Raw genomic sequence first — 25890 nt, 5'->3', positions numbered from 1 at the left:
AAGCAGAGCGGGAAATGACCATACGAACCATTCCATCAGGACAACTGAACGGCCACGGACTACAGCCCAGGCTCCGCATCGCTGTGGTGGGAGCAGGGTATTGGGGCCCCAATCTTGCCCGGAACCTCAAAGCCAGCCCGGACTGGGACCTCGTTGCCATCTGCGACCTCGACGTCGAGCGGGGAATGAAGCTCGCCGAGACTGTCGGCGGGGTGGCCGTCGTCGAATCTTTGGACGAACTTCTGGACACCTACAACCTGGACGCCATAGCGGTCGCGACTCCGGCCCACACCCACCACGGGGTGGTGATGACGGCCCTGCGGGCAGGCAAACACGTCCTGGTGGAGAAACCGTTGGCTGACAGCCGTGCCAAGGGCCTGGAGATGGTGGAGGAAGCAAAGGCCAGAGGGTTGGTGCTCATGGCGGACCATACTTACTGCTTCACGCCAGCTGTCCTCAAGATCCAGGAATTGGTAGCGAGCGGCGCACTGGGCGACATTCTTTATGTCGACTCCGTCCGCATCAACCTTGGCCTGGTCCAACCGGACGTCAACGTTTTCTGGGACCTGGCCCCGCATGATCTGTCCATCCTGGACTTCGTCCTGCCCGGCGGCCTGCACCCCACTGAAATATCCGCCCACGGCGCTGATCCACTGGGAACCGGTAGGGACTGCGTTGGACACCTCACCTTCGGCCTGCCCAACGATGCCATGGTCCATATTCACGTGAACTGGCTCAGCCCCACCAAAATCAGGCAAATGATCATCGGCGGGTCCAAGAGGACCCTGGTGTGGGACGACCTGAATCCCCAACAGCGCCTGAGCGTGTACGACCGTGGCGTGAGTCTGGAGCACCAGCCCCGGTCTGCCGCCGACAAGCGGACCTCAGCCATCTCCTACCGGCTAGGGGACACCTGGTCACCGGCTCTGCAGGAACGGGAGCCCTTGGGCCAGGTGGTCAGCGAACTTGCCTCCTCAATCCGCAACCGGACCACGCCACGGACCAGCGGCGAGTCCGGGCTCCGGGTGTTGTCCGTCCTCGAAGCCGTCACCCAAAGCCTGAGTACTGACGGACAATCCACCATTGTGGCCGGGAATGAAGTCGCTCTCCAGGTTGCACGATGAACGAGCTTCCAGGGGCACGCGTTCTGGTGACCGGAGGCGCCGGGACCATAGGATCTACGCTGGTTGACCAACTGCTCGACGCCGGCGCGGCGCACGTAGACGTACTGGACAACCTCGTCCGCGGCCGCCGCGCAAACCTGGACGAAGCCCTCGCCACTGAAAGGGTCCAGCTGGTTGAAGGCGACCTGCGTGACCGCGACCTCGTTAACGATCTCACCCGGGGCAAGGATCTGGTCTTCCATCAGGCGGCCATCCGCATCACCCAGTGCGCGGAAGAACCACGGCTGGCCCTTGAAGTACTGGTGGATGGGACTTTCAACGTCTACGAGGCGGCCGCGGCCCACAAAGTGGACAAGCTCATCTCAGCATCAAGTGCCTCCGTCTATGGCATGGCCGAGGAATTTCCCACCAAGGAAGGCCACCACCACCACAACAACGACACCTTCTACGGCGCGGCAAAGTCCTTCAATGAAGGTATGGCGAGGAGCTTCCGCGCCATGTCAGGGCTGGACTACGTCCTGCTGAGGTACTTCAACGTTTACGGTCCCCGCATGGACGTGCACGGCCTCTACACCGAAGTCCTGGTCCGCTGGATGGAGCGGATAGTTGATGGCCGGCCCCCGCTGATTTTCGGAAGCGGTCAGCAGACCATGGACTTCATCCATACCGCGGATGTTGCCAGGGCCAATGTCCTCGCTGCCGTCAGCAATGTACGCGAAGGCGCCTATAACGTGGCCAGTGGTACCGAAACCAGCCTCGCTGAACTGGCACAAACGCTGCTCAAGGTCATGGACTCACCTCTTCATCTGGAACATGGCCCGGAACGGGCCGTTAACGGTGTTGCCAGACGCCTGGCTGATGTCACGGCGGCACGCGAAGACCTGGGGTTCGAGGCTGCAGTCGGTTTGGAAGACGGGTTGCGTTCGCTGGTGTCCTGGTGGAGTCCGCTTCGGGAAGAGATCGCCGCAGGTCGGCCGACAGCACCGGCAGTTGGTGCGCGATGACCATCTCCGAAACCCGGATGGACCGCATCGATGTCATGAAGCCATGGCTCGGCGAAGAAGAGGCACAAGCGCTCGCTGACGTGATCGCCTCCGGTTGGGTTGCACAGGGTCCCAAGGTGCGGGAATTCGAGGAAGCCTTCGCGGCCACTCAACATGCTGGATTTGCCGTCGCAACCTCGAGCTGCACCTCGGCATTGCACTTGGCGCTCGTCGCCGCCGGCGTTCAAGCGGGCGATGACGTCGTGGTGCCGTCATTTTCCTTTATTGCTACTGCGAATGCAGCTGCCTACGTGGGCGCACGGCCGGTTTTCGCCGACGTCGATCTTCATACGGGCTGCGTCACCGCGGCAACCATCAAAGCTGCCCTGACTCCCGCTACCCGGGCGGTGATTGCTGTTGACCAGGGCGGAGTCCCGGTTGACTTGGAACCCATCCGGGCTCTCTGCGATCCGCTCGGGATCATGGTGGTGGAGGACGCGGCATGCGCTATCGGTTCAAGGTACCGCGGACAACCGGTGGGTTCCAACGCTGAGCTGGCTGCGTGGTCCTTCCACCCGCGCAAAATCCTGACCACCGGGGAAGGTGGCATGCTCACCACTGCGCGTCAGGACTTCGGTGACAGGGCACGGCGGCTCCGCGAACATGCCATGAGCGTTTCAGCCGCTGACCGGCACGCCAGCCTGCTCGCCCCCTCGGAGGAGTACCTCGAAATCGGGTTCAACTACCGCATGACCGATCTTCAGGCCGCCGTCGGAATCGTCCAGCTGGGCCGCCTCGAAACGGCTGTCCGTCGGCGGCGGGAACTCGCCGCCACTTACGCAAGTGCTTTTGCCGGCGTGGAGGGTCTCCGTCTGGTGGGCGATCCGGAGTACGGCATGAGCAACTTCCAATCGTGCTGGCTGGAGGTGGGTCCGGCTTTTCCTCTGGGACGTGAAGCTCTCATGGCACATTTGGCCTCGGACGGTATCTCCGCCCGTCGCGGGATCATGGCGGCGCATCGGCAACCTGCATATGCCGGAACGGACACGGGGACCGCTGAGCTGGGAGTTACTGAATGGTTGTCCGATCACACACTTATCCTCCCGCTGTACCACGAGCTGGCACTGCACGACCAAGTCCGCGTCATCGACTCCGTGCTGCGCGCCGCGGGACAGCCATGACCGAGCTACTCCTCATTGCTGCAAGCGGCCTGGCTCGGGAGGTACTTGCCATGGTCCGCAGCAGCGGGCCCTTCGACGTCGTAGGGATCCTTGACGACGACGAAGACAAGCTCGGCCGCGTCGTGGACGGGGCCCACGTCCTGGGTCCGGTCCGTGAGGCCATGAACTACCCCCACGCTTTGCTGCTGATCTGCATTGGATCAGGCAGCGGCCGGGAAAGCGTCGTGATGAGGCTTCGTGCCCTGGGTCTGGCTGAGGACCGCTATGCCACAGCGGTGGACCCGTCGGTGTACGTTCCCGAGGGCTGCGTGATTGGCCGGGGAAGCATCATCCTCGCCCACGTGAGCATTACAGCGTCCGTGACCATCGGCAACCATGTTGTCGCCATGCCGGGGGTCACTTTCACCCACGATGACGTGATCAGCGACTACGCCACGTTGGCTTCCGGCGTATCCCTGGGAGGCAACGTCCGCATCGGCAGGGCCGCCTACCTCGGAATGAACGCCAGTGTCCGCGAGCGCCTGAGCATTGGCGCGAAAGCGACCATTGGCATGGGGGCTGCTGTCCTGGCCGATGTTCCTGAGGATGAGACCTGGGCGGGTGTGCCCGCCAGGGTGATCCGGCGGGGAAACAGTCCGGAACTGGAGGGTGTCCAGTGAAAGTGATGCGGCCAAGGCCTCTGGTGAACAGGCCGGGCGTTACGGTGGTCATTCCTTGCTACAACTACGGCCGGTACTTGCCGGAGGCTGTGAACAGTGCGTTGTCGCAGGAGATGGTGGACGTGGACGTCATCGTGGTGGATGACGCGTCCACGGATGGCAGCGCGGCGATTGCGTGGGGGCTCGCGGCGGCGGATCCACGGATCTCGGTGGTCCATCACGGGCAGAACCAGGGGCATATTGCCACCTACAATGACGGGCTTTCACGGGCCAAGGGCCGTTACGTGACGTTGCTCTCCGCCGATGATGTGATCGCTCCCGGCGCGCTGGGCCGTGCTGTGGCTTTGATGGAGGCTAACCCCAGGGTGGGGATGGTTTACGGGTTACCGAAGGACTTCGTGGATCAGCCTCCGCCGGTTGCCTTGCGTGGGCCCACCACGTGGACGGTGTGGGAGGGGAGCCGGTGGATCGCACTGGCTTGTGCCCGCGGGCGGAACTTCATTCTTTCCCCCGAGGTGGTGATGCGGACCGAGACGGTGTTGAGCGTTGGTGCTTACAGTGCTTCGCTGCCGCATTCCGGGGATTTGGAGTATTGGTTGCGTGCGGCTGCTTCCTGGGATGTCGGGCGGATCAACGGGCCTGTGCAGGCGTTCTACCGGGTTCACGGGAGCAACATGCACCAAACTGAGTTCGCTGCGGCGGCAGTGGACCTCCAGCATCGGCTTGAGGCTTTCCGTGTTCTTGAAGACGCCCGGTTTCCGATCAACCCCGAGAAGCGGGTACGCCAGTTGCGTCGGGCCAAAGGTGCGCTCAGCAAGGAAGCCTCGCATCTGGGGGCCAGGGAAGTCATCCGTGGTGGCTCGTTGGAGACGGCCGTTGAACTCCGCAAGTTCATTGAGTGCTTGCAGGATGTCCCCGGGAACATCCATAGGGCGAACGCGCTTCAGGCCAGGATCACCCGTGTCTCACGTGGCGGCAGGCCCGGGCCGGCACAGTCTGCCGCCGAGTATGTGCGGAGCCAACTTGAGCGCGTCCGCTGGCGTGTGTGGGCCATGACAGGAATTTCATGACGACGGCCAGTGGCGGGACTACTCTGGGCGCGCGGTCCGCGAGCGCGACGCTCTGGGGCGGGGTGAACATGGCGCTCGGAAGAGTGGTGCAGTTTACTACCACCATCATCGTGGCCAGGCTCATCGCCCCGGAGCATTTCGGTGCGCTCGCCGTGGCTATTGTGGTGCAGACCATTGCCACGAACATGGCTGAGCTGGGCGCTACGGCGGCCTTGGCCAGGGGCAATGGTGATCCGAACCGGATAGCACCGACTGTTTTCACCATTTCTTTGGTGACCAGCGCAGTGATGACTGCGGGAGCCTTTGCCTTGGCTCCGGCCTTGGCCGCAGCCTTTGACGACCCCGCTGCGACTCCTGTGATCCAGGTGCTCTCTTTGACCATCCTGCTCCAAGGTATTGGTGCTGTTCCGTCCACTATGGTGTGGCGTGAGTTCCTGCAGAAGCCGCGTGTGGTGGTTGACCTGTGCGGCTTGGTGACAGTGCTGGTATTGGTGGTTCCCATGGCCCTGGATGGTTGGGGTGCCATGGCGTTGGCGTGGTCCAGGGTCGGCGGGCAGGTTGTTGTTTTGGTGGGGTATTGGATCATCACCCCGGCGAGATACGCTCCCGGGTTTGACCGTGGCCTGGCGGTGGAGATCTTGAGGCTTGGGATGCCGCTCGCCATGGCCAACCTGGTGGTGTTTGTCACCCTGAATGTGGATTACCTTCTGATCGGCCGGATGATGGATCCGGCCGCGCTGGGTCTATACCTTCTCGCCTTCAACCTGGCGGGCCTTCCCAGCTCGGTGATCACTGCGGTCATCCGGGCCACCGCCGTGCCTACGTTTGGCAGGCTCTTCGCCGAAGGCACCTTGGGGGAGTTGGCCGGACGGTTTGTGACCGGAGTTTGCTATTGCGCGTTCCCTATTTCGGCAATGGTCATAGCACTTGCCCAGCCGCTGATTGTCACCGCTTACGGGCAGGCATGGGCCCCGGCGGGCATCGCGCTGGCCACCCTGGGGGTTTTCGGCGCAACCCGCATTCTGGTGGAACTCTTCGCCGATCTGAGCGTGGGCGCCGGCAAGACGGTATGGCTCTTCTGGGTCCAAGTGGCCTGGCTTGTTGCCCTGACACCCGCCCTGTACTTCGGTATCCGGTGGTGGGGGATCGCCGGAGCCGGTGTAGCCCATGCCGTGGTGGCATCCCTGGTGGTCATTCCGCTCTATGTAAGGGCATTGACCTTAGTACTGCACATCAGTTCGTGGAGTCTCCTCAAAGGCAGTCTCCGGTCGTTGCTTGGCGCGGCTCTGGCCGGAGCGGCGGCATGGATGGGCACTCACTGGATGGACCAGCCCTGGGCTGCCCTCGGAGCCGGCCTCCTGCTGGGAGCAGCCGTGTACGGCCTGGTGACTTTCCGTCAGGGAAAGCAACTGGCGGCAGAGGTCCGGATCCTTGTGAAGCCACACCATCCTGCCCTGCAGCAGCCGGCCGGGGAAGGTGCACTATGAACAGCGGCACGGTTGCGGACCTGGCGGTTGTCACGCCGAGCTATCTGCCTGACCTGGAGCTATGCGAGGACCTGAACCGTTCAGTGATGGAGATGACCGCTACGGAGGTCACGCACCACATCATTGTCCCGGCAAAGGATCTTCCAGCTTTCCGGCATCTGGCCAATGGGCGTACGCAGATTCATGACGTCAGGGAGTTCTTGCCCCGCACGTTCTTCAAGGCCCCTGGCGTCAACGTTTGGGTCAACGCCGCGAGGCCGTGGCCGCCCGTGCGGGGGTGGATCACCCAGCAGGTGGTCAAACTGGCCATTGTTGCCCGCCTCGATGTCCAAGGAGCGCTGTTGCTGGACTCGGACAGTGTCCTCATCAGGCCCGTGACACTGGATAGTTTCCGTATCAACGGCCGGATCGGCATGTACCGCCTCCCGGCAGGAGTTGACCGGTCCCTTCCCGGCCACCGCTTGTGGCACGGCTCGGCGCGTGAGCTCCTTGGCCTTGCCCCGCCGCCGGAGGGGGATTTGGCTGACTACATTTGCTGGCCCTGCCTCTGGGAGCCTGCGGTTGTGCGTGGCCTCATCGACCACATTGAGGAAACCACGGGGATGCGGTGGACCACGGCTGTTGCCAGGCAGTTGCGCTTCTCCGAAATGATGCTTTACGGCGTCTACGTCGATGAAGTCCTGGGTGGGAAGGATGCCACCTTCACTCAGATGCAGGGGATTGTGCATAGCGACGAAGTGGCATTGAACCTTCCCCAGATAAGGGATCTGCTGAATTCCGCTCCAGGCAACAAATTGCTGGTGATGCTGTCAGCTAAAGCCGGAATTCCCCTGGCAACCCGGCGTCAGGCAATCCAGGAATTCCTGGACCAACTCAGTGACACCAGCAGGACGGCCGAGCAATGATCATCTCCCAGGCCACGATGCGACACATCGGTCAAAGGATCCAGCAGGACGGTTGGGCTTCCGCGGGCCGGCAGGCAACGCGAAAAGCTGCGCGCCTTCTGCTGGACAAGTGGGCCTTGGCCGAGCCTGAGCTTCCCCTGCGCCCCGGGGACATTGTTGATTCCTCCCGGGAAAGCCGTGACTACTACCCGGACCCGGCAACAGGACCGCTGAATATTGGGTGGGTGTGTGCGCCCCCCGGCCCCGGTTCGGGAGGGCATACCACCTTGTTTCGTATGGTCCGTGCCATGGAAACCCGCGGGCACCACTGCACCTTGTTTCTCTATGACCGCAACTCAGATGATTCTTCGCGACACGTCGAAACCATCAGGCGGCACTGGCCGGACATGAACGCTGATGTGCGAAGCGCCACTCACGGGCTCGAAGGGGTTGACGCGCTCGTGGCGAGTTCCTGGGCGTCTGCCCACGTCATCGCTTCGCGGGCACCTCGCAGTGTCCATCCTTTCTATTTCATCCAGGACTACGAACCCTATTTTTATCCGCGGGGAGCCCTCTATGCCTTGGCTGAGGACAGCTACCGCTTCGGATTCACCAACATTGCCCTGGGCGCGATGATTGCCGAGGTGATGCAGTTCGAGTTGGGACAAGCACCTGAGGCTGTTGTCCCTTACGGCTGCGACACCTCCACGTACCATCTGATCCGCGGTGATAAGGAGATCCCGCGATCAGGAGTGGTCTATTACGCGAAGAAGAACGTGGACCGTAGGGGCTACCTCTTGGCCAAAATGGCTCTGGAACTCTTCCATGAACAATGTCCCGAACAAGAGATCCACGTATACGGCGACGTCGTCACGGGCTGGACGGTCCCGGTCATCAACCACGGAAACCTCCCACCCCGGCAACTCAACGCCTTGTACAACCACACCATTGCAGGACTGGCGATCTCGTTCACCAACATCTCCTTGGTGCCGGGGGAATTGCTCGCCTCCGGCAACGTCCCGGTCCTCAACCAGGCTCCCTTCGCCTCAGGTCTCCTCACAGACCCGGACGCTGTATGGGCGCCTTCAACTCCGGGGGGTCTCGCCGCTGCACTCACCGCAGTGGTCAGGGCTCCGAACATCAACGGCCGCGCGGCCACCATAGCCAACAGGAAGCGGTTGGATTGGGACGTCTCCGGGGAGGCATTCGCTGATGTGCTTCACTCCACCTGTGCCGGTGCACGGAGGAGGGTCAGCCAACCATGAAAACACTCGGGGCCAAAACGCTGATCATGCGGCCACACACCGAAATCCATGCCGTCGACTTGGAGATCCAGCCAGCCAAGGGGACCACAGTCAGCCTCCTGGTCAGGTTTGCGGCCTTCAGCATCTTCTTCTTCCCCGCAAACATGGTCCTGAAGCCGCTCGGGGCAATCGGCACCGTCCCCTTGATGCTTGCCCTCCTGCTTCTGGGGCTTTGGCTGTGCTCCGTACTGTTCGGCCTGCACCATCCCCTCGCGGCAAGGCACCCGGGCCGGTTGGGAATCGGTTTGTTGTGGTTGGGAACGTGTGCCTCCTACGTTGCAATGTTCTCCGGGCTTACCGGGAACACCAGCATCGCTTCCCAAGCCTCAGCTGACCGTTGGCTCGTTCTTATCCTGGCCAGCGCCGGAATTGTCCTCTCTGTGGGAGAAGCCGTCCGGACGCTCAACGACGCCATGGCTTTGGTGCGAGCGCTTCTTGCAGGAGCCTTATTCTGCTGCCTCGTGGCCACGGTCCAGTTCGTCCTGCGCATCAATCCCATGCTGTGGATACAGGAAATCATGGTGGGATTCACTGACAACGGCGGTGAGACCGCCTTCCAAGTCCGCGGCCTCCTCACACGCGTTGCAGGCAGCACTTTCCATTCCATAGAGCTGGCAGTGGTGTGCTCCATGCTGCTTCCACTGTCCATTTGGCGCGGAATCTATGACACAACCGGCCGGAAATGGATCCATTGGGCAGGGACCGCACTACTGGTCTTTGCCATCGCCTCCACAGTCTCCCGTTCCGGGGTGCTGGGGCTGGTGGTGTGCATGGTGGTCTTCACTCCCTTCCTGCCCAAAGCGGCACGCCGTTGGGCCCTGGTCATGGCCCCCACAGCGCTCGCGGCCCTGTTCCTCACAGTCCCGGGCCTGATCGGAACCCTCACCTCACAATTCGCGGCCGGAAGCAGCGACCTCTCGGTCAGTACACGGACCAATAACTATCCGAGGGTGGCCCGGCTCTTTGGCGAGCTGCCCTTCCTCGGCCTGGGTCCAGGCAACTACCGGCCAACAGATGCCCTGCAAATCCTGGATAACCAGTACCTGAACTCCTTGGTGACACTGGGCCTCGTCGGGCTCCTGGGGATCATCGCCTACCTGACGCTGCCGGCCATCTCGGCCCTGCTCGCCGCCCGGGCCTCCCGCATACCCGCCCTGCGTGCCCTCGCCGGCGCACTTGCCGCCTCAGGGGCAGTAGCCGCCGCGTGTTCGCTGACGTTCGATTCCATGTCCTTCCCCGTCTTCGCTTTGTTGTACCCCTTCATTGTTGGTTTGTCCGGGGGGACGTGGATCATGGTCCACCGCGAACTGGAACTCCGGCCAGCAGAAGAACCCGTCCACAACACCAGCAGTCCCTATCAGTCCGGAAACAACCCCAAACCCACAATCCATGGAATGGAGGGAACGCAATGGACCCGCTCGCAGTAATCAAGGCACTCTGGCACCACAAGTTGGTGGTCCTGCCGGTCCTGATCCTGACGGCCTTTGCCGCCGTCTACGTCTATTCGTTCGCTCCGAGGTCATACGAGGCCCGCGCAACCTACGCGATCGTCAACCCCAAAGTACCCAGCGCCAGCGACCTGGAGCGGGACCCCCAACTCCTGGAACTAAACTCAGACAACCCCTACCTCCGGTCCTCGGACTCATCCCTGATCGCACAGGTTGTCGCCACACGGCTGAAGGATGATTCCACTGGCGATGCTTTGCTACGGCAATCCCTGAGTACCGACTACTCCGTGGAACGGCCCCCGAACTCCTTCCTCATAGACGTCTCAGCTGTTTCGGAGAACAAGGAGACCGCCACCGCTACAGTGCGCGCCTTGGGCACAAGAATGGAAGAGGACCTCCGCCAAATCCAACTGGTCAACGGAGCAGCAGATCGGTTCCTCTTCACCTCAATACTGGTGACGTCACCCGATAACGCCACCGAGCTGTTCTCCAGCAGGTTGCGCTCACTGATCGTCGTCGTAGTCGGAGGCCTGGTCCTGACCTTCGGTGCTGTCTCCGCCGCACGGGCCCTGGAAACAGCCCGGAACAAATCACGCCTGGATGGCCGCCCCAAACGGGAGAACCGCAAGGCACGGCGGGGCGCCACTGAAGACGCCGTCAAGAAGGAGCCACCCACAGTCAGCCTCGAGGAACTCGAAGGACTCGCCGTAAGCCCTCTCCCTCACAGTGAGGCCAACAATGAATCACCGGCAAGAAACACCGAGAGAGGCCAAGAAGCACCTCGCGGTGTTCTGGATGCCAAACGCTACCCGGGAATGAAGAGCCCTGTGGGTAAATGATGAAAACCCGGACAGCACTGGCCGGTGCAGCAGTGGTGGTGGGCATCCTTGCCGCTGCCGCAGCCGCAGCCAGCGGCATAGTGCCCATGACAGGGCCCACCGCCACGGCTTCTGCATCAGAGGCACCGTCGTCCACAGCACCAAGCCCAACCGGAGTCACCCTGCGCCCCGTAGATGGCGGCCCTGATTACTACTCCCGGTTCACCGGGGGACTGCCAACGGATTCGGCATTCTTCCCCCTTGGAGTCTGGCTGGAAAGCGTTGTGGACCGCAGCAACGTCACCCTCGACGTCGAGGCCGGACTGAACACCTATGTTGAACTCACCGCCGATTCCGACGTTCAACTGGCCCGCGACTCCGGAATGTACGCCATCCCCGCCTTTGCCCACCCATCAGCATCCGGTTTCGTCCTCAGCGACGAAGTGGACATGTGGGCCGGCCCCGGAAATGCAGCCTGGTCCGGCAAGTACCCGGGAGAGGGACCCATCTGCCCGGCAGAGAACACAGAGTGCGGCTACACCATCCAAAAGGAACGCCGAGCAGCCGCCACCCCCGGGACCATGCTCTACGCCAACTACGGAAAGGGCGTTGCCTTCTGGGAATCCGACGAGGAAGCCCTGGGCTTTTTCAACGGAACCCAGGATCTCGTCTCCGCCGATACCTACTGGTTCACCGACCCCTACATTTGCGCCCGGACCGAAGGCGGAGCAGTCATCGGCTACACCCGCGACCTCACACAAGAAGAATGCAGGCTCGCAGCCAACTACGGCTGGACCGTGGAAAGGATCAGGAAGCTGAACAACGCTGCCTCACCCGTCTGGGCCTTCGTTGAGGTGGGACACCCTTTTGAAAACGCACCCGACGCCACCACCATCACAGGCCCGCAAATCCGTGCAGCCGTCTGGAGCAGCCTCATCCACGGCGCCCGCGGAATCATCTACTTCAATCACAGCTTCGGCGGACAGTGCCCAACCCAACATGTACTCCGCGACTGCAAAGGCGACGTCCGGCAAACCGTCACAGACCTGAACAAACACCTCAAAGACCTCGCCCCTGTCCTCAACGCCCCCTTCCTCGACGGCGCCACCACAGTCACCGGAGCCGCGGACGTCGCCACAAAACTCCACAACGGCAAGGTCTACCTCTTCGCGGGAGCGAACAAGAACACCGGCGGAGCGGTCACCTTCACCGTAAAATGCGGCGGCAGCACCGCCGTCGTCATCAACGAAAACCGGACCATTCCCGTAGTCGACGGAACCTTCACCGATACCTTCGCCGACGGCAACGCAGTCCACCTGTACAGCATCGAAGGCGGGACCAGCTGCGGCCACTGACTAGCGGCTGCTGTTATCCCGCTCCCAAGCAGGCGGGGCCTGACGGCCAAACAGCGGACGACGGCGGCCCGCACCGGCAAAGGCGACGTAGACAACGGCATCAAAAACGCTCACAGGCCCCCTCACCGAGGCAAACAACTGCCGCAAGGTCCGCGCCGTGGAAGCACCCCCGGACACCCGATCCTGCTCCGCATTCCCCCGATACGTCCGCCTGAGAACAGACAACAACGCCGCACACGAGCGGGGAGTCCGCACCACCACGGGCTCAGTGGGAAGCACTGCTTTCTCCTGGGGTGAGAACAGCCGATCCACGTAGTAGTCATCACCGGTTAGTGCAGGGAATGTCCCCAACCGCTGATGCCCGGAGAAGCTCAGCGCGTAGGCACCTGCACCCCACAGGCCCTCGGCGTTACCCGGTATACGGGAACGGGCTCGGTAGTAGGCCCTTACCAAGGCCGACGCACCCCGGGTGTCATATCGAAAAGCAGGACGGGCAGCCAGCAAAGTGTCCCCTTCAAGAGCAACGAAAACCGCGCGCAGCGTAGGGGCACTGACTTCAATATCAGCATCCAGATAAAGGCGCGGCCACCGATGCGTCGCCTGATCGGCAGCGTTTAAGGCAGCAATCTTGGACGCCTCGGACACGCGAACCACGTGAACCCCTTCACACCTGGACGCAATAGCCTCCGTGGCATCCACGCACCCGTTACAGGCCACCACAACATCAACGGTGCCCCACTCGATAACCTCCCTCAACGCCTCAAGCGTCCTGCCGATAACAGCGGCCTCATTATGCGCCGGAATGATCACGGCACCCGAAGGATGGGTCACTGTCATGACACGACGTCCGAGGTAGTCCGCGTCGCATGGGGGAGCGCCTCCCAACGACGCTGGCTCAGAACCGCCAAAGCAGCATCCCGATGCCCGGGCTTATTCAAGCGGGCCACCTCGGCCGCCAGGACAGCACCCCGGAAAGCCAGCGCCCGCCCACGCCCCAGGTACTTCACTGCATACCGGACCCTGTTGACCGACATCAAAGCAGCCAACTGCGGCGAGGACCCCGACCCCCCACGCTCATGCCACATCCGGGCAGCGGGTTCAAACCAGATGGAAAAGCCTGAATCCCTCACCCGATGGCAATAGTCCGTCTCCTCCGAGTACAAAAAGAACCGCTCATCCCAAGCACCCACCGCTTTCGCAGCCGCAGCACTGATCAGCAAAGCCGCACCCGTAGCCCAATCAACCCGGTGACCGTGCACATAACTTTCGGGGTCGAAATCCATCTCCGACAACCACCCCGGCCTGCCCTTGACGTGACTTCCCAAAGCCGCGTCTCCCAGCGCTCGCAGTACGGCCGGCTCGCGGCGCAGTGACGGGTAGATGCTGCCGTCATCGTCCAACAAAACCGGTACCACCACACCGGCGCCATGGTCCTTCATGCGCTTAATCATGGCGGCCACTGCACCCCGTTCCACCCGGAGGTCCGGGTTCAGGACGAGGTAGCTGTCGGCTTCTCCGGCCACAGCCAACGCGGCATTGATTCCGCCGGCGTAGCCGAGATTTCCTCCGGTTCGTGCGGATGTGATGTCGGGGTGGTGCGCGAGTTCCAGCACGGTGCTTTCGTCCGGGGAGTTGTCCGCCACCACCACTTTGAGCGAAACATCAGCCGCTTCCTTGCGCAGGCTCGCCACCAGAGGCCCGACGTCCTCAGCGTTGTTGTAGGTGACAACCACGACGGCGACGTCCGCCCTTTCGGTGACCGGAACAAATGATCCCGGAGCCCGGCTGGGCTCGGGTTCCGGGACGGTGTAGGCAGCGGTGGACATCGGACTGTTTGGCTCGATGTCGCAACTGCTTGAGGTCCGCAACTTCACGTACGCCTCAGGCCCCTCCACCAGGTAGCGCCGCGCCAACCGGCGGGGCTCCAGCATGAGTCGCCATGCCCATTCGAGGCTGTGCGAACTGGCCCATTGGGGAGCGCGACGGACATTCCCCGCCAGGAAATCCACCACAGCACCGAACGCCAGCAGGACCCTGGCCCCGGTCAGGTGACCGTACTCGGCTATCCACAATTCCTGACGGGGTTTCCCCAAGCCCACCACCAGGACGTCAGGGGCTGCCTCCCGTATCTCCTCGGCGAGCTTGCGGGAGGCTGCGGCGTCGCCCAGCGTGGACCTGGCAGGAGCCCACCATCCCACTACTGCCAGCCCGGGCCGCTCTGTCTCCAATTTCCCGGCGATCAGTTTCTGGGTTTCCTCGGAACCTCCCAGGAAACCGAGGCGCAATCCCCGCGTCGATGCGCCGGTCAGGAAGGGGTGTATGAGGTCGCTGCCGGCAAGCCGGGCCCACGTTTTCGACGTGAGGCGCCGGGCCTCGGTGGCCAAGGGTGCGCCGTCGATCAGGGTCAACCATTCAACGTGCGCTGGCTGGTCCAAGGTGCCAATCCAGCGGCTTCCCGCTCCAAAATGCCGGACGTGGTCCAGATTTGCGGAGCAAACGCCCAAAGGAGGCCCGCCGGGGGAACTGGCACGATCCAGAATCTCCCGAAGTGCGCCATCGGCCTCCATGAGCCTCACCGGGACCCCACCCAGATTCACCCACGGCGACTCCGACTCTGGCTCACCGGATCCGGCCACACTTTGGTGTGGCTGGAGACGAAGGCTTTCCACCGGCACACCGCGTCGGGGGTAAAGGTGGGGGACTACCCTGTGGAGGAGATCTCCCGTGGGCATGATTTTCGGTAGCAGCATTCTCGGCTCCAACTCAAGGCATCACCATGTGGCCGACGATCCGAGGCTGCTGCACTGCCTGGATCGTCGGTGGCGGACCTGTGCCGCCGTGTCAACATGTTCATTTGAGTTGTCTCCCGGCCTCCTGCAAGAGGCTGCCGTACGGCTACTTTAGGACGATTCGACGGACTCCGCTAGAGTTCCAGGCCTTTGAGGTATTCAGCCAGGCGCGGGGTTGCCTCGGGTGGATCAAATCCGGCGGCTCGGATTCCGGACAAATCCAAGACACTGCTGCGCGGTCTCGGAGCAGTGCCGGGTTTGGCATAGTCCGCAGTGTTGATGGCTCGCACCAAGTGTGGATCTGCGCCCAGAAGCCGGTACACCTCGCGGGCGATCTGGTGCCAGGACTGTGGCTTCCCGCTATTACTGAGGTTGTAGGTCCCGTATGGGGCCTTACTGAGGAGCAGGTGACGAATGCCCGCGGCGATGTCGGACGCGAAGCTCAGCCGACCCCACTGGTCATCCACCACCGACGGCGAAACGCCCTTTCCGGCCAAGGAGGCCATGGTGCGAACAAAATTCCGTCCTTCACCCACCACCCAACTGGTCCTGATGATGTAGTGCTTTGGCACGGTGGCCGCCGCAAGGTCCCCGGCGGCCTTGCTTTGACCATAAACGCCCAGGGGAGCGGGAACCTCATCTTCGAAGTGAACCTCAGCTGTGCCGTCGAACACGTAGTCGCTGGAGATGTGGACCAGAGTCAGGGAATGCTCCACCGCAGCACGCGCCACCCGGGACACGGCAACGGCGTTGATGCTCCAGGCAGCCGCCCGGCCCTCCTGGGTTTCGGCGGCATCCACCGCCGTGAAAGCGGCCGCGTTGATGATCGTGGAGTATTCGTGCCAGTTCACTGCCTTGTACGAGTCTCCGGCGGTGATGTCGAAGTCCGCGCGGCCGGCGAACTCTACCGTCGGGTCGCCCTCGAAGGCTTGCCGAAGGGCGGTTCCCAACTGACCGTCCGCGCCGAGGACCAGCGTACGCCTCCCGATCATGGGAACAACGTCCCCCAGCCGCGGATGTTTCCTATCCTGTGCCGAGACAATGGCCTGCTCCAAGGGAATCGGCCACGGCACCGCTACGTCTTCATCGGCAAGGTTGAGGAACGTGTAGTCCTTTTGTGATCCCGCGGTCCAATGGTCGTTGACCAAGTAGGTGTAGGCGGTGTCATCCTCCAGTGTTTGGAAGGCATTGCCCACACCACGCGGGACGAAGACGGCCTCGCCAGGGGTCAGTTCCGCGGTGAATGACGTGCCGAATGTTGGCCCCCTGCGCAGGTCCACCCATGCCCCGAAGATCCGTCCCGAGGCCAGCGAAACGAATTTGTCCCATGGCTCTGCGTGTATCCCGCGAACCGTTCCGCGTATTGCGTTGAAGGAAATGCTGTTCTGCACGGGGCCGAAGTCCGGCAGCCCGGCAGCCACCATTTTGGCGCGGTGCCAGTTCTCTTTGAACCAGCCTCTGTCATCCCCGTGAACAGGAAGCTCAAACAGCAACAGGCCAGGGATGGGCGTGGTTCTCGAAATTAGCTGACGTTCCTGTTCCACCCTCTAGTGCCCCTGACCGGCGTATTTGGACTCCGTGGCCGCCTTCTGCGGTCGCCACCAGTGTTCGTTGTCCCTGTACCACTGGACCGTGTCAGCCAGTCCGGCGTCGAAGTCCGAATACCGGGGAACCCACCCGAGCTCGCGTCGGAGTTTGCTGGAATCGATGGCGTACCGGAGGTCGTGGCCTGGCCTGTCCGTCACCAAGTCGTAGGCGTCGCGGGGTTGGCCGGTGAGGGAAAGCAGCATCTCAACCACCTCCCGGTTGTTCCGTTCGCCGTCTGCGCCGATCAAATACGTTTCGCCCACGCTGCCGCCCTCCAAAATGGCCAAGACTGCGGAGGAATGGTCTTCCACATGGATCCAGTCACGAACATTGTTCCCCTTGCCGTAGAGGTGGGGCCGGTTCCCGTCCAGGATGTTGGTAATCTGCCGCGGAATGAATTTCTCCACGTGCTGGTACGGGCCGTAATTGTTGGAACAATTACTGATGGTCGCTTTAAGGCCGAATGATCTCACCCATGCGCGGACCAACATATCGGAGCCGGCTTTCGTTGCCGAATAGGGACTCGTTGGCCGGTAAAGGGAGTTCTCCGTAAATCGGTGGGGGTCATCCAGAGCCAAGTCGCCATAGACCTCATCGGTGGAAATGTGATGGAAGCGCGTGCCGTGACTTCGCGCCGCTTCGATTAAGGTGAACGTCCCCAAAAGGTTTGTGTCAAGAAACGGGCGGGGATCTTGCAGCGAATTGTCGTTGTGTGACTCTGCTGCGAAATGCACCACCGCATGAACGGATTCCGTCAGCCCGTCAACCAACCCGGCATCACAAATGTCGCCCTTGACGAAGGTGAAGCGCTCCTGCGGCAGCCCGGAGAGGGATTCGATGTTTCCGGCATAAGTCAGTTTGTCCAACACCGTGACATGGAGGCCGGTGTGCTCCATGATGTAGTGGACAAAGTTGCATCCGATGAATCCGGCCCCGCCGGTGACAAGGATTCTCTGCATGGCCCTAGAGTAACCGCCCGCGGCGCTACTGGGCACAGGTGAGGACGGCAGGTTTGCGAGGAATTATTCTTGCAGGTGGAACGGGTTCAAGGCTTCACCCCATCACGCTCGGAATCAGCAAACAGTTGGTTCCGGTGTTCGATAAGCCGATGATTTACTACCCCCTGTGCACCCTGATGCTGGCAGGAATCCGCGACATTCTGATCATCACTACGCCCGGAGATGCCGCGCAGTTCCAGCGGCTCCTCGGAGATGGTTCACAGTTCGGCATCAACCTCAGTTACGCAGAACAACCGACGCCGGACGGGCTGGCCCAGGCTTTCATCCTGGGGGAGGACCACATCGGAACGGGCAACGTGGCGCTGATCCTGGGTGACAACATTTTCAACGGACCCGGCATGGGCAACCAACTCCGGCACTATAACGACGTCGACGGCGGTGCAATCTTTGGCTATTGGGTCAAGGACCCGTCCGCCTACGGTGTGGTGGAATTCGACGATCAAGGAATGGCCGTTTCCATTGAGGAAAAGCCCGCAGTCCCCAAAAGCAACTATGCCGTTCCAGGGCTCTATTTTTATGACAACAACGTGGTCGCCATGGCGAAGGACCTGCAACCCTCTCCCCGAGGGGAATTGGAGATCACGGATATCAACCGGAAATACATGGAGCTTGGCCGCCTGCACGTACAGAAGTTTCCGCGGGGCACAGCTTGGCTGGACACCGGTACGTTCAGCGACCTCAACGATGCTTCAAACTACGTCCGCACCACGGAGAACCGGCAGGGCTTGAAGATTGGTGCGCCCGAGGAAGTGGCGTGGCGCATGGGCTACCTGAACGACGATGAGCTCCGCCAGCAAGCTGCCAAGCTCGCCAAAAGCGGCTACGGAAGCTACTTGTTGGACATCCTGGACCGCCAATAGGCGAAGCTAAGCGGCCGAGACGTCTTCGAGTGCGCGAGCAATCTCAGCCGGCAGAACCGTCAACTGCGCGTCCATCAGTTCCTTGAGTTGGACGGCGTTTCTTGGTCCTACGATGGCGGTGGCGACACCCGGCCGGGAGAGCAGCCAGCTGAGGGATACATCCATCGGGGTCCGGCCCAGTCCGCGCGCTGCCATCGCCACGGCTTCCACCACGCGGGATGCCCGCGATTCCAGATACGGCTCAATATAACCAGCCAGCCGGCTTTGCGCGGCACGGGAATCAGCAGGAATCTGTCCACGGTATTTGCCACTGAGTACCCCACGGCCCAGCGGCGCCCACGCCATCAGCCCCAGTCCGGCGTCTTCCACTGCAGGGATGAGTTCTTCCTCTGCTTTGCGTTGGACGAGGGAATATTCGGATTGGTTTGCCACGAGGGTGAAACCTGCCACGGCCGCTGCCTTGGCCGTCTGCCAGCCGTTGTAGTTGGAAATCCCCACATAGCGGGCACGTCCGCTCCGCTGGGCGAGTTCCAAGGCAGAGAGAGTCTCCTCCAGGGGCACGTTCGGATCCCACTCATGAGCGAACCAGATATCGATGTAGTCAGTGCCAAGCCTGGCGAGGCTGGCATCAAGGGCGGACAGCATCGCGCCCCGGGATGCGTTGACGCTTCGCCGGGAGTCCGACGACGACACGCCGGCTTTGGTGGAAATCACAATCTCCGAACGGGCAACCACATCACCCAGCATGGAGCCCAACATTGCTTCTGCCCGGCCTTGGGAATATGACGCTGCGGTGTCCACCACGGTGCCTCCGGCAGCAACGAAAGCGTGTAGCACTTCTGCAGCGTCCTGTTCGTCGGTCTCCTGGGCCCAGGACATGGTTCCGAGGGACAATGAGGACACACGGAACCCGCTGTTTCCGACATAACGCTGCTGCATAGCAGTTAGCTTACGGGGAGTTAGAGGACTTCATGACGTAGGGTCTATTCACGTGAACTGGATAGAAGCAGCCTTGCTGGGCCTGGTGCAGGGCCTCACCGAATTCCTCCCGATTTCCTCGAGCGCACACCTGCGGATCGTCGGCTCATTCCTTCCGGGGGCAGCAGACCCCGGCGCCGCGTTTACTGCGATCACGCAGCTGGGGACCGAGACCGCTGTCATTGTGTACTTCTGGCGCGACATCGTTCGCATCGTCCGCGCGTGGTTCGGGTCCTTGACCGGAAAAGTGGAGCGCAACAATCCGGACGCCCGCATGGGGTGGCTGGTCATCCTGGGCAGCCTGCCGATCATCGTCCTCGGCCTGTTATTCCAGGACCAGATCGAGTCAGTACTGCGCAGTATGTGGATCGTTGCCACCATGCTGATCGTGTTCGGCATGATCCTTGCTGTTGCCGATGCCATTGGCCGGCAGGAGAGGGACCTCACCCAACTGACCTACAAGCACGGCATCCTCTACGGCTTCGCCCAAGCCATGGCCTTGATTCCGGGCGTATCGCGTTCCGGCGGCACTATTACGGCCGGCCTGCTCATGGGTTACACCCGCGAGGCCGCTGCCAGGTACTCGTTCCTCCTGGCCATTCCTGCCGTGTTTGGCAGCGGGCTGTACCAGCTGTACAAAACAGTGTCGAATGAAGGCCTGTCCGGTCCCTACGGCCTTCCGGAGACCGCGCTGGCTACAGTCATAGCGTTCGTGGTGGGCTACGTCATTATTGGTTGGTTCCTGAAGTTTGTCTCCACAAGGAGCTACCGGCTCTTCGTTTGGTACCGCATCCTGCTCGGCTTGGCCCTGTATGTCCTGCTCGGTTTCAATGTGATCAGCGCCTAGCACTAAGGTTGAGTCGTGAAATCGTGGATCTCCCGCCCTGTTCCTGAGCTGCCCGGCAGCATGCCGCAACTACGGTTGTTCGATACCGCCCTTGGCCGGGTGGTGGAGGTTGAACGGCAACCAGAGCAGTCAATGTACGTCTGCGGCATTACGCCCTACGACGCGACGCACATGGGCCACGCGGCCAGTTACGTTGCGTTCGATCTCCTCAACCGGGTCTGGCGCGACGCAGGTATCCGGGTGTCCTATGTCCAGAACGTGACGGACGTCGATGACCCGCTCCTGGAGCGGGCCACGGCCACCGGTGTGGACTGGCGCGAACTGGCGCAGAGCCAGATCGACCTCTTTCAGACAGACATGGACGCGCTCAACGTCCTGGCGCCAAATCATTACATCGGCGCAGTAGAGGCAATTCCGGACATTGTCCCCGCCATTGAACGCCTCATTGCCGACGGCGTTGCCTACCGCGTTCAAGGGAGCGATGGCGAGCCGGACGGCGACGTGTATTACGACGTCGAAATGGCCGGCAAACGCTCCGACGCCACCGATGCCTGGACCCTTGGCGACGTATCCGGGCTTGGCGAAACGGAAATGCTTGCACTCTTCGCCGAACGTGGCGGTGATCCCGCCAGGCCGGGAAAGCGCAATGCCCTTGACCCCCTGCTCTGGCGTGTCGCCCGTGACGGCGAACCCAACTGGCCCGGAGCGACCCTCGGCGACGGACGGCCGGGCTGGCACATTGAGTGTACGGTCATCGCCCAGAAGTACCTGCCCGCGCCCTTCACGGTCCAGTGCGGAGGATCGGACCTCGTTTTCCCGCACCACGAAATGGGTGCCGGCCACGCGTACTCTCTCTCCGGCGTACCCCTGGCACGCCACTATGCACATGCAGGCATGGTGGGCCTGGACGGGGAAAAGATGAGCAAGTCCAAGGGCAACCTGGTTCTGGTCTCCAAGCTCCGTGCTGCCGGTGAGGATCCTGCAGCCATCCGCCTTGCCATCCTCGCCAACCATTACCGTTCGGACTGGTCGTGGACCGATGAGGAGTTCTCCGTAGCCAAGGACCGGCTTGCTCGGTGGCGTGAAGCCATTGATCGCGCGCCGGCCGGTTCGGCGGGGCCATTGGTGGCCGCCATGCGTCATGAGCTGTCCAACGACCTCAACGCTCCCGGCGCCATCGCCGTCGTCGACCATTGGGCGGAAGAAGCGATTCGCTCCGCCGAGGACAACTCAGCGCAGGATACTGCGCTTGTCAACGATGCAATCGATGCTTTGCTCGGGGTTGAGCTCTAAGCAACATCCAGAAAAACGGCAACGGCCCTGACTTCACGTCAGGGCCGTTGCTCGTTAGCGGGGCTCGACCTCTTAGGGCCGTTCCTTGCCGCGCCGCTTCAAATACCGTTCGAATTCCCGGGCAATGGACTCACCGGACGCCTCCGGAAGATCTGCAGTGTCTTTTGCTTCCTCCAATTGCCGCACGTAGGCAGCGATTTCGGGGTCCTCGGTAGCGAGTTCGTCAACTCCGCGTTCCCATGCCTCAGACTCTTCAGCCAATGCCTGACTGTCCATGGGAACCTGCAAGAGGTCCTCGATCCTGTGCAGGATGGCCAGCTGTGCCTTGGGGGAGGGCGGTTGGGCAACGTAATGCGGAACCGCTGCCCACAACGAGACTGTCGGCAGACCCGCCAGCAGTGCGAACTCGGCGAGAACACCCACAATGCCTACCGGTCCTTCATACTGGGAGGCCTCCAAATTGAGGCGCTCCCGCAAGGAATTGTCCTCGGTGGTGGTGCTCACCGGAATGGGCCGGCTGTGCGGAACGTCGGCAAGCAGTGCGCCCAGCAAAATCACTGAGTCCACTTTGAGCGCTTCAGCATGCACCAGCAGCTCAGTGGTGTAGGCGCGCCAGCGGTAGGAGGGTTCGGTACCGAGGACCAGCAACACATCCACGTTGCTGTCAGGAACTTCGGCCTTGTAAATCCGTGTTGACGGCCATTTCACTTTTCGGCCACCCGAGGACGTACGCCGCACCGTGGGCCGTGTGAACTGGAAGTCGTAATATTCCTCGGCGTCCACCGTGGCAACCTTCTTGCCGTCCCAGAGCTTGTTCAAGTAGTGCAGCGCATCGCTGGCGGCCTCACCGGCGTCGTTCCAGCCCTCAAACGCGGCGAGCATTACGGTGACACGCTGGCCGTCCGCGGGTTCCTTGAGGAAACGCTCGGGCTCCGCTGTGATGTCCTGCCCTTCGGGGGTCCCGTCCACACTGTTCATCCACTCACCCTACGTCCAAGACCCTGATGGATGCATGGCATTTCACGCCGAAGCGTGTCCGCGATTCGCCCACAGCGCAACCCGCGGACAGCCGCCCGCCAGGTTCCACGTAGACTGGAAACCATGCATTCCTCACCCAGCCAGCCCCTCCTCAAAGCCGTGCTCTGGGATATGGACGGCACACTCGTGGACACCGAACCCTATTGGATCGCGGCCGAGCGTGCGCTGGTGGAGTCCCATGGTGGGACCTGGTCCCACCAGCAGGCCATGCAATTGGTGGGGCAGTCCTTGCTGCATTCAGCGGCAGTCCTCCAGCACGCAGGCGTGAAGCTTGAGGCCCGTGAAATCGTTGACACTTTGAGCGCCCAGGTCATCGCCCAGGTCCGTAAAGAGGTCCCGTGGCGGCCCGGCGCCCGCGAACTGCTGGATCAGCTCCACGAGGCAGGAATCCGCTGCGCCTTGGTGACCATGTCCGAGGGCCCTCTGGCCGGAGTCGTCGTGGAGAGCCTTCCGAAGCCTTACTTCGAATTCCTGGTCACTGGCGATACCGTCACCCATGGAAAACCGCATCCGGAGGCCTACCTCACGGCGGTGGAACGGCTCAAATTGGAAGACCCCTCGGTGAGCATCCACCACTGCGTCGCCCTAGAGGATTCCATCCCTGGTGCCACGGCGGCCATTGCATCGGGCGTGATCACTGTGGGAATTCCCCATCAGGTGCCCCTTCCCGAAGACCCCCGAATGATCATGTGGCCAACGCTGGTTGGCCGGACAGCACCGGATCTGCAACAGCTGGTGGCTGACCGCTTCGCCACGGCCAACCTGTTTGAAGGGGCCAACTAGGTGACCAGCCCCTCCACACCGCATCACTCGCAAGGCAAGAAGCGCGAAGGCATTCCGCTCGGTAAGATCGCCGGTATTCCGGTCTACCTGGCGTATTCGTGGTTCATCATTGCTGGCTTCACGGTCATCGTTTATGGTCCGGCGCTCCTGGTTCGAACACCCGAACTCGGCATCGGAGCGTACTTCGTGGCCTTGGGATACGCCCTCCTTCTTGCCGTGTCTGTGCTGGTCCATGAACTCGCCCATGCACTGAGTGCAAAGGCCTTCAACTGGCCTACGGAAAAAATTGTGCTCAACCTTTGGGGCGGCCACACTCAGTTTGAGAGTTTCACCGCTTCGCCGGGTCGCTCAGTAGTGGTGGCATTGGCCGGACCTGCGTCCAACTTCGTCTTGGCCGCCGGGATGTGGGCCGTGCTTTCCACCGGCGCCCTCAGCGGTGTCCCGGACACCCTCGCGAACATCCTCATGTGGGCCAACCTCCTGATCGGCCTGTTCAACGTCCTTCCCGGCTTACCCCTGGATGGCGGCCGCTTGGTGGAGTCCGCAGTGTGGAAAGCCACAGGCAGCCAGGACAAAGGCACCATCGCCGCAGGCTGGTCCGGCCGCACCATCGTCGTCGCATTGGTGATCTGGGTCATCGGCCTGCCGGTCCTCAACGGCACGCCCTTGGACATCAGCCTCATCCTTATCACCGTCCTCGTCTGCGGTTTCCTCTGGATGGGCGCCTCAAGTTCCATCCACCACGCGAAGCTGCGCAGCCGTCTTTACCTGGTGAGCGCCGCTGGCCTGGCTGAACGCGCAGTGGGCGTGCCTAACTCGGCCACCGTGGCTGACGTCCTGGACATTTCCCCGGCCGGTAGTCCCGCCGTCGTCATCTGCGGTCCTGACGGCAAGCCTCAGGGAGTGGTGGACTTCGAGGCAACGCTCGGCGTGCCCGCCGCAAACGCGACCACCACTCCAGTCACGGCCGTTGCGCATGCCCTGGCGGCCGGGGCCTACGTCCCGGAATGGTCCAAGGGGCAGGAGCTGATCCAGTACTTGGCTCGGCTGGACGGCGGCGAATACGCTGTGGTTGACCACAACGGAATCGTCACCGGGCTGCTTCGGCAGCAAGCAGTAGTGACTGCCATAACAGGTAAGGAAGCACGCAGGAGCGGGCGCTCCTGACCGCGTTGCCGGTAGAGTTACATGCCGGCGGTTACACAAAAGAGACCCATCGATTTTTTGGCGCCCACCAGCCGGTCACACACCGCGGCCCAGCCGTACAGGAGCGAGGAACACCACATGAGCAGCGAAACCGCCGCCCCCGCAGCAAGCACAGGCACTGACGGGCCAGCCATCGGCTCGGCTGTACAGCCGACGGGCTCTGCACGACGCCGCGGGCCTTTCCGTGTGGGCGAGCGGGTCCAGCTCACTGATGAGCGCGGGCGGATGAACACCATCACGCTGGAAGTGGGCGGCGCTTTCCACACCCACCGCGGTTTCCTGAACCATGATGAAATCATCGGCAAGGTGGATGGCTCGGTGGTCAGCAACAACGTTGGCCAGCAGTACCAGACCTTGCGACCTTTGCTCTCTGACTTCGTCCTGTCCATGCCCCGTGGCGCGGCAGTGGTTTACCCCAAGGACGCCGCCCAGATTGTCACCATGGCGGACATCTTCCCCGGTGCGCGGGTTGTCGAAGCGGGCGTGGGTTCAGGGGCACTCTCCATTTCCCTGTTGCGCGCGGTCGGCGACGACGGTTACCTCCACTCGTTTGAGCGCCGCGAAGAATTCGCGGCCATTGCCCGCGGAAACGTTGAGACCATCTTCGGCGGTCCCCATCCCGCATGGCAGATCTCCCTGGGCGACTTCCAGGACGAGGTGGTCAAGGCTGAAGCCCCGGGTTCGGTTGACCGGGTTGTTCTGGACATGCTCGCCCCGTGGGAGTGCTTGGATGCCGTAGCCACTGTCCTGGCTCCGGGCGGTGTCTGGATCAACTACGTGGCCACCGTAACGCAGCTGTCCCGCACCGCCGAGGCCATCCGCGCTGACGGCCGCTTCACTGAACCGGACGGCTGGGAATCGATGGTTCGTGGCTGGCACCTTGAAGGTTTGGCCGTCCGTCCGGACCACCGCATGGTTGCCCACACGGGTTTCCTCCTGGTTACCCGCCGTCTCGCTGACGGCGTCACTGGAATTTCCGTGAAGCGCCGCCCGTCCAAGACTGAATTCAGCGAAGAGGACCTCAACGCCTGGACCCCTGCAGCAGTGGGGGAGCGCTCCGTGTCTGACAAGAAACTGCGGCGTGCAGCACGTGACGCAATCGCCGGGACCAACGTTCAGGATGATCCCCCGGTCACAAACTGACAAAGGTCACAATAGGGTTCGCATTCCGAATGTC

At 62.1% G+C, this 25890-nt stretch carries 23 protein-coding genes; 17 read left to right on the top strand and 6 right to left on the bottom strand.

Features of this window, described 5'->3' with window-relative positions; all coding sequences use genetic code 11:
• Nucleotides 1-14: 14 nt before the first annotated feature.
• Genes ACIQH5_RS01370 through ACIQH5_RS01320 form a run of 11 tightly spaced genes read left to right on the top strand, consistent with a single transcriptional unit; the run spans nt 15 to nt 12313 of the window.
• Nucleotides 15-1124 (top strand): Gfo/Idh/MocA family protein, encoded by a 1110-nt coding sequence (locus ACIQH5_RS01370; protein ID WP_400399602.1) that lies wholly within the window; start codon nt 15-17, stop codon nt 1122-1124.
• Nucleotides 1121-2128: an NAD-dependent epimerase/dehydratase family protein gene (locus ACIQH5_RS01365; protein ID WP_400399600.1), complete on the top strand. Its 1008-nt coding sequence runs from the start codon at nt 1121-1123 to the stop codon at nt 2126-2128. The genes ACIQH5_RS01370 and ACIQH5_RS01365 overlap by 4 nt, the downstream gene beginning before the upstream one ends.
• Nucleotides 2125-3288 carry a DegT/DnrJ/EryC1/StrS family aminotransferase gene (locus tag ACIQH5_RS01360; RefSeq protein ID WP_400399598.1) on the top strand — a complete coding sequence of 388 codons (1164 nt, stop codon included), beginning with the start codon at nt 2125-2127 and terminating at the stop codon, nt 3286-3288. The genes ACIQH5_RS01365 and ACIQH5_RS01360 overlap by 4 nt, the downstream gene beginning before the upstream one ends.
• Nucleotides 3285-3947 (top strand): acetyltransferase, encoded by a 663-nt coding sequence (locus ACIQH5_RS01355; RefSeq protein WP_400399596.1) that lies wholly within the window; start codon nt 3285-3287, stop codon nt 3945-3947. The genes ACIQH5_RS01360 and ACIQH5_RS01355 overlap by 4 nt, the downstream gene beginning before the upstream one ends.
• Before the next feature lie 23 nt (nt 3948-3970).
• Complete coding sequence (locus ACIQH5_RS01350; protein WP_400399594.1) at nt 3971-5017, top strand: glycosyltransferase family 2 protein; 1047 nt, start codon at nt 3971-3973, stop codon at nt 5015-5017.
• Nucleotides 5014-6504 carry an oligosaccharide flippase family protein gene (locus ACIQH5_RS01345; protein ID WP_400399592.1) on the top strand — a complete coding sequence of 497 codons (1491 nt, stop codon included), beginning with the start codon at nt 5014-5016 and terminating at the stop codon, nt 6502-6504. Before ACIQH5_RS01350 ends, ACIQH5_RS01345 begins: the two co-directional genes overlap by 4 nt.
• Nucleotides 6501-7409 (top strand): DUF6492 family protein, encoded by a 909-nt coding sequence (locus ACIQH5_RS01340; protein WP_400399590.1) that lies wholly within the window; start codon nt 6501-6503, stop codon nt 7407-7409. Before ACIQH5_RS01345 ends, ACIQH5_RS01340 begins: the two co-directional genes overlap by 4 nt.
• Nucleotides 7406-8653, top strand: a complete 1248-nt coding sequence (locus ACIQH5_RS01335) for a glycosyltransferase family 1 protein (protein WP_400399588.1) — start codon at nt 7406-7408, stop codon at nt 8651-8653. The genes ACIQH5_RS01340 and ACIQH5_RS01335 overlap by 4 nt, the downstream gene beginning before the upstream one ends.
• On the top strand, nt 8650-10119 hold the full coding sequence (locus ACIQH5_RS01330) for an O-antigen ligase family protein (RefSeq protein ID WP_400399586.1): 1470 nt from the start codon (nt 8650-8652) through the stop codon (nt 10117-10119). Before ACIQH5_RS01335 ends, ACIQH5_RS01330 begins: the two co-directional genes overlap by 4 nt.
• A complete protein-coding gene (locus ACIQH5_RS01325) occupies nt 10101-10979 on the top strand; it encodes a chain-length determining protein (RefSeq protein WP_400399584.1) in 879 nt (292 codons plus the stop codon). Before ACIQH5_RS01330 ends, ACIQH5_RS01325 begins: the two co-directional genes overlap by 19 nt.
• Complete coding sequence (locus ACIQH5_RS01320; protein ID WP_400399582.1) at nt 10976-12313, top strand: hypothetical protein; 1338 nt, start codon at nt 10976-10978, stop codon at nt 12311-12313. Before ACIQH5_RS01325 ends, ACIQH5_RS01320 begins: the two co-directional genes overlap by 4 nt.
• Here the strand turns inward: ACIQH5_RS01320 and ACIQH5_RS01315 are convergent, their stop codons facing one another.
• From ACIQH5_RS01315 to rfbB, 4 genes are all read right to left on the bottom strand, one after another.
• The gene (locus ACIQH5_RS01315; protein WP_400399581.1) at nt 12314-13150 is read right to left on the bottom strand and encodes a glycosyltransferase; all 837 of its coding nucleotides are present in this window, start codon (nt 13148-13150) and stop codon (nt 12314-12316) included. It lies immediately after the preceding gene.
• A complete protein-coding gene (locus ACIQH5_RS01310) occupies nt 13147-15063 on the bottom strand; it encodes a WecB/TagA/CpsF family glycosyltransferase (RefSeq protein WP_400399579.1) in 1917 nt (638 codons plus the stop codon). Before ACIQH5_RS01310 ends, ACIQH5_RS01315 begins: the two co-directional genes overlap by 4 nt.
• 173 nt (nt 15064-15236) lie before the next feature.
• Nucleotides 15237-16646 carry a sugar nucleotide-binding protein gene (locus ACIQH5_RS01305; RefSeq protein WP_400399577.1) on the bottom strand — a complete coding sequence of 470 codons (1410 nt, stop codon included), beginning with the start codon at nt 16644-16646 and terminating at the stop codon, nt 15237-15239.
• Nucleotides 16647-16649: 3 nt separating this feature from the next.
• Entirely contained in the window at nt 16650-17648 is a 999-nt protein-coding gene (gene rfbB / locus ACIQH5_RS01300) for a dTDP-glucose 4,6-dehydratase (RefSeq protein ID WP_400399575.1), read from the bottom strand.
• 53 nt (nt 17649-17701) lie between these two features.
• On the opposite strand from rfbB, the gene rfbA reads away from it, so the two are divergent.
• Nucleotides 17702-18568, top strand: coding sequence for a glucose-1-phosphate thymidylyltransferase RfbA (rfbA, locus tag ACIQH5_RS01295; RefSeq protein WP_400399573.1), 867 nt, complete (start codon nt 17702-17704; stop codon nt 18566-18568).
• A gap of 6 nt (nt 18569-18574) precedes the next feature.
• On the opposite strand, the gene ACIQH5_RS01290 is transcribed toward rfbA, so the two are convergent.
• Nucleotides 18575-19507: an aldo/keto reductase gene (locus ACIQH5_RS01290; RefSeq protein WP_400399571.1), complete on the bottom strand. Its 933-nt coding sequence runs from the start codon at nt 19505-19507 to the stop codon at nt 18575-18577.
• A gap of 52 nt (nt 19508-19559) precedes the next feature.
• Between ACIQH5_RS01290 and ACIQH5_RS01285 the strand changes: the two genes are divergently transcribed.
• Together ACIQH5_RS01285 and mshC are read left to right on the top strand one after the other, a co-directional pair.
• Nucleotides 19560-20393, top strand: a complete 834-nt coding sequence (locus ACIQH5_RS01285) for an undecaprenyl-diphosphate phosphatase (RefSeq protein ID WP_062068807.1) — start codon at nt 19560-19562, stop codon at nt 20391-20393.
• Nucleotides 20394-20408: 15 nt separating this feature from the next.
• The gene (gene mshC, locus ACIQH5_RS01280) at nt 20409-21686 is read left to right on the top strand and encodes a cysteine--1-D-myo-inosityl 2-amino-2-deoxy-alpha-D-glucopyranoside ligase (protein WP_400399569.1); all 1278 of its coding nucleotides are present in this window, start codon (nt 20409-20411) and stop codon (nt 21684-21686) included.
• A gap of 72 nt (nt 21687-21758) precedes the next feature.
• On the opposite strand, the gene ACIQH5_RS01275 is transcribed toward mshC, so the two are convergent.
• On the bottom strand, nt 21759-22664 hold the full coding sequence (locus ACIQH5_RS01275; RefSeq protein ID WP_400399567.1) for a PAC2 family protein: 906 nt from the start codon (nt 22662-22664) through the stop codon (nt 21759-21761).
• 30 nt (nt 22665-22694) lie between these two features.
• On the opposite strand from ACIQH5_RS01275, the gene ACIQH5_RS01270 reads away from it, so the two are divergent.
• From ACIQH5_RS01270 to ACIQH5_RS01260, 3 genes are all read left to right on the top strand, one after another.
• Nucleotides 22695-23507: an HAD family hydrolase gene (locus ACIQH5_RS01270; protein WP_400399565.1), complete on the top strand. Its 813-nt coding sequence runs from the start codon at nt 22695-22697 to the stop codon at nt 23505-23507.
• Entirely contained in the window at nt 23508-24674 is a 1167-nt protein-coding gene (locus ACIQH5_RS01265; protein WP_400399563.1) for a site-2 protease family protein, read from the top strand.
• Between the two features lie 117 nt (nt 24675-24791).
• Complete coding sequence (locus ACIQH5_RS01260) at nt 24792-25856, top strand: tRNA (adenine-N1)-methyltransferase (protein WP_400399561.1); 1065 nt, start codon at nt 24792-24794, stop codon at nt 25854-25856.
• Nucleotides 25857-25890: the final 34 nt, after the last annotated feature.

Origin of the sequence: Paenarthrobacter sp. NPDC091711, from assembly GCF_044756605.1 — a bacterium.
Lineage (GTDB): Bacteria > Actinomycetota > Actinomycetes > Actinomycetales > Micrococcaceae > Arthrobacter.
Note: the sequence above shows the minus strand (reverse complement) of the source record. Positions and strands in the feature narration are given on the sequence as shown.

Coding starts and splice junctions, on each gene's coding strand:
- ACIQH5_RS01370 (WP_400399602.1), top strand. CDS start 15: ATGACCATACGAACCATTCCATCAGGACAACTGAACGGCCACGGACTA.
- ACIQH5_RS01365 (WP_400399600.1), top strand. CDS start 1,121: ATGAACGAGCTTCCAGGGGCACGCGTTCTGGTGACCGGAGGCGCCGGG.
- ACIQH5_RS01360 (WP_400399598.1), top strand. CDS start 2,125: ATGACCATCTCCGAAACCCGGATGGACCGCATCGATGTCATGAAGCCA.
- ACIQH5_RS01355 (WP_400399596.1), top strand. CDS start 3,285: ATGACCGAGCTACTCCTCATTGCTGCAAGCGGCCTGGCTCGGGAGGTA.
- ACIQH5_RS01345 (WP_400399592.1), top strand. CDS start 5,014: ATGACGACGGCCAGTGGCGGGACTACTCTGGGCGCGCGGTCCGCGAGC.
- ACIQH5_RS01340 (WP_400399590.1), top strand. CDS start 6,501: ATGAACAGCGGCACGGTTGCGGACCTGGCGGTTGTCACGCCGAGCTAT.
- ACIQH5_RS01335 (WP_400399588.1), top strand. CDS start 7,406: ATGATCATCTCCCAGGCCACGATGCGACACATCGGTCAAAGGATCCAG.
- ACIQH5_RS01330 (WP_400399586.1), top strand. CDS start 8,650: ATGAAAACACTCGGGGCCAAAACGCTGATCATGCGGCCACACACCGAA.
- ACIQH5_RS01325 (WP_400399584.1), top strand. CDS start 10,101: ATGGACCCGCTCGCAGTAATCAAGGCACTCTGGCACCACAAGTTGGTG.
- ACIQH5_RS01320 (WP_400399582.1), top strand. CDS start 10,976: ATGATGAAAACCCGGACAGCACTGGCCGGTGCAGCAGTGGTGGTGGGC.
- ACIQH5_RS01315 (WP_400399581.1), bottom strand. CDS start 13,150: ATGACAGTGACCCATCCTTCGGGTGCCGTGATCATTCCGGCGCATAAT.
- ACIQH5_RS01310 (WP_400399579.1), bottom strand. CDS start 15,063: ATGCTGCTACCGAAAATCATGCCCACGGGAGATCTCCTCCACAGGGTA.
- rfbB (WP_400399575.1), bottom strand. CDS start 17,648: ATGCAGAGAATCCTTGTCACCGGCGGGGCCGGATTCATCGGATGCAAC.
- ACIQH5_RS01290 (WP_400399571.1), bottom strand. CDS start 19,507: ATGCAGCAGCGTTATGTCGGAAACAGCGGGTTCCGTGTGTCCTCATTG.
- ACIQH5_RS01275 (WP_400399567.1), bottom strand. CDS start 22,664: ATGAACAGTGTGGACGGGACCCCCGAAGGGCAGGACATCACAGCGGAG.
- ACIQH5_RS01270 (WP_400399565.1), top strand. CDS start 22,695: ATGCATGGCATTTCACGCCGAAGCGTGTCCGCGATTCGCCCACAGCGC.
- ACIQH5_RS01260 (WP_400399561.1), top strand. CDS start 24,792: ATGAGCAGCGAAACCGCCGCCCCCGCAGCAAGCACAGGCACTGACGGG.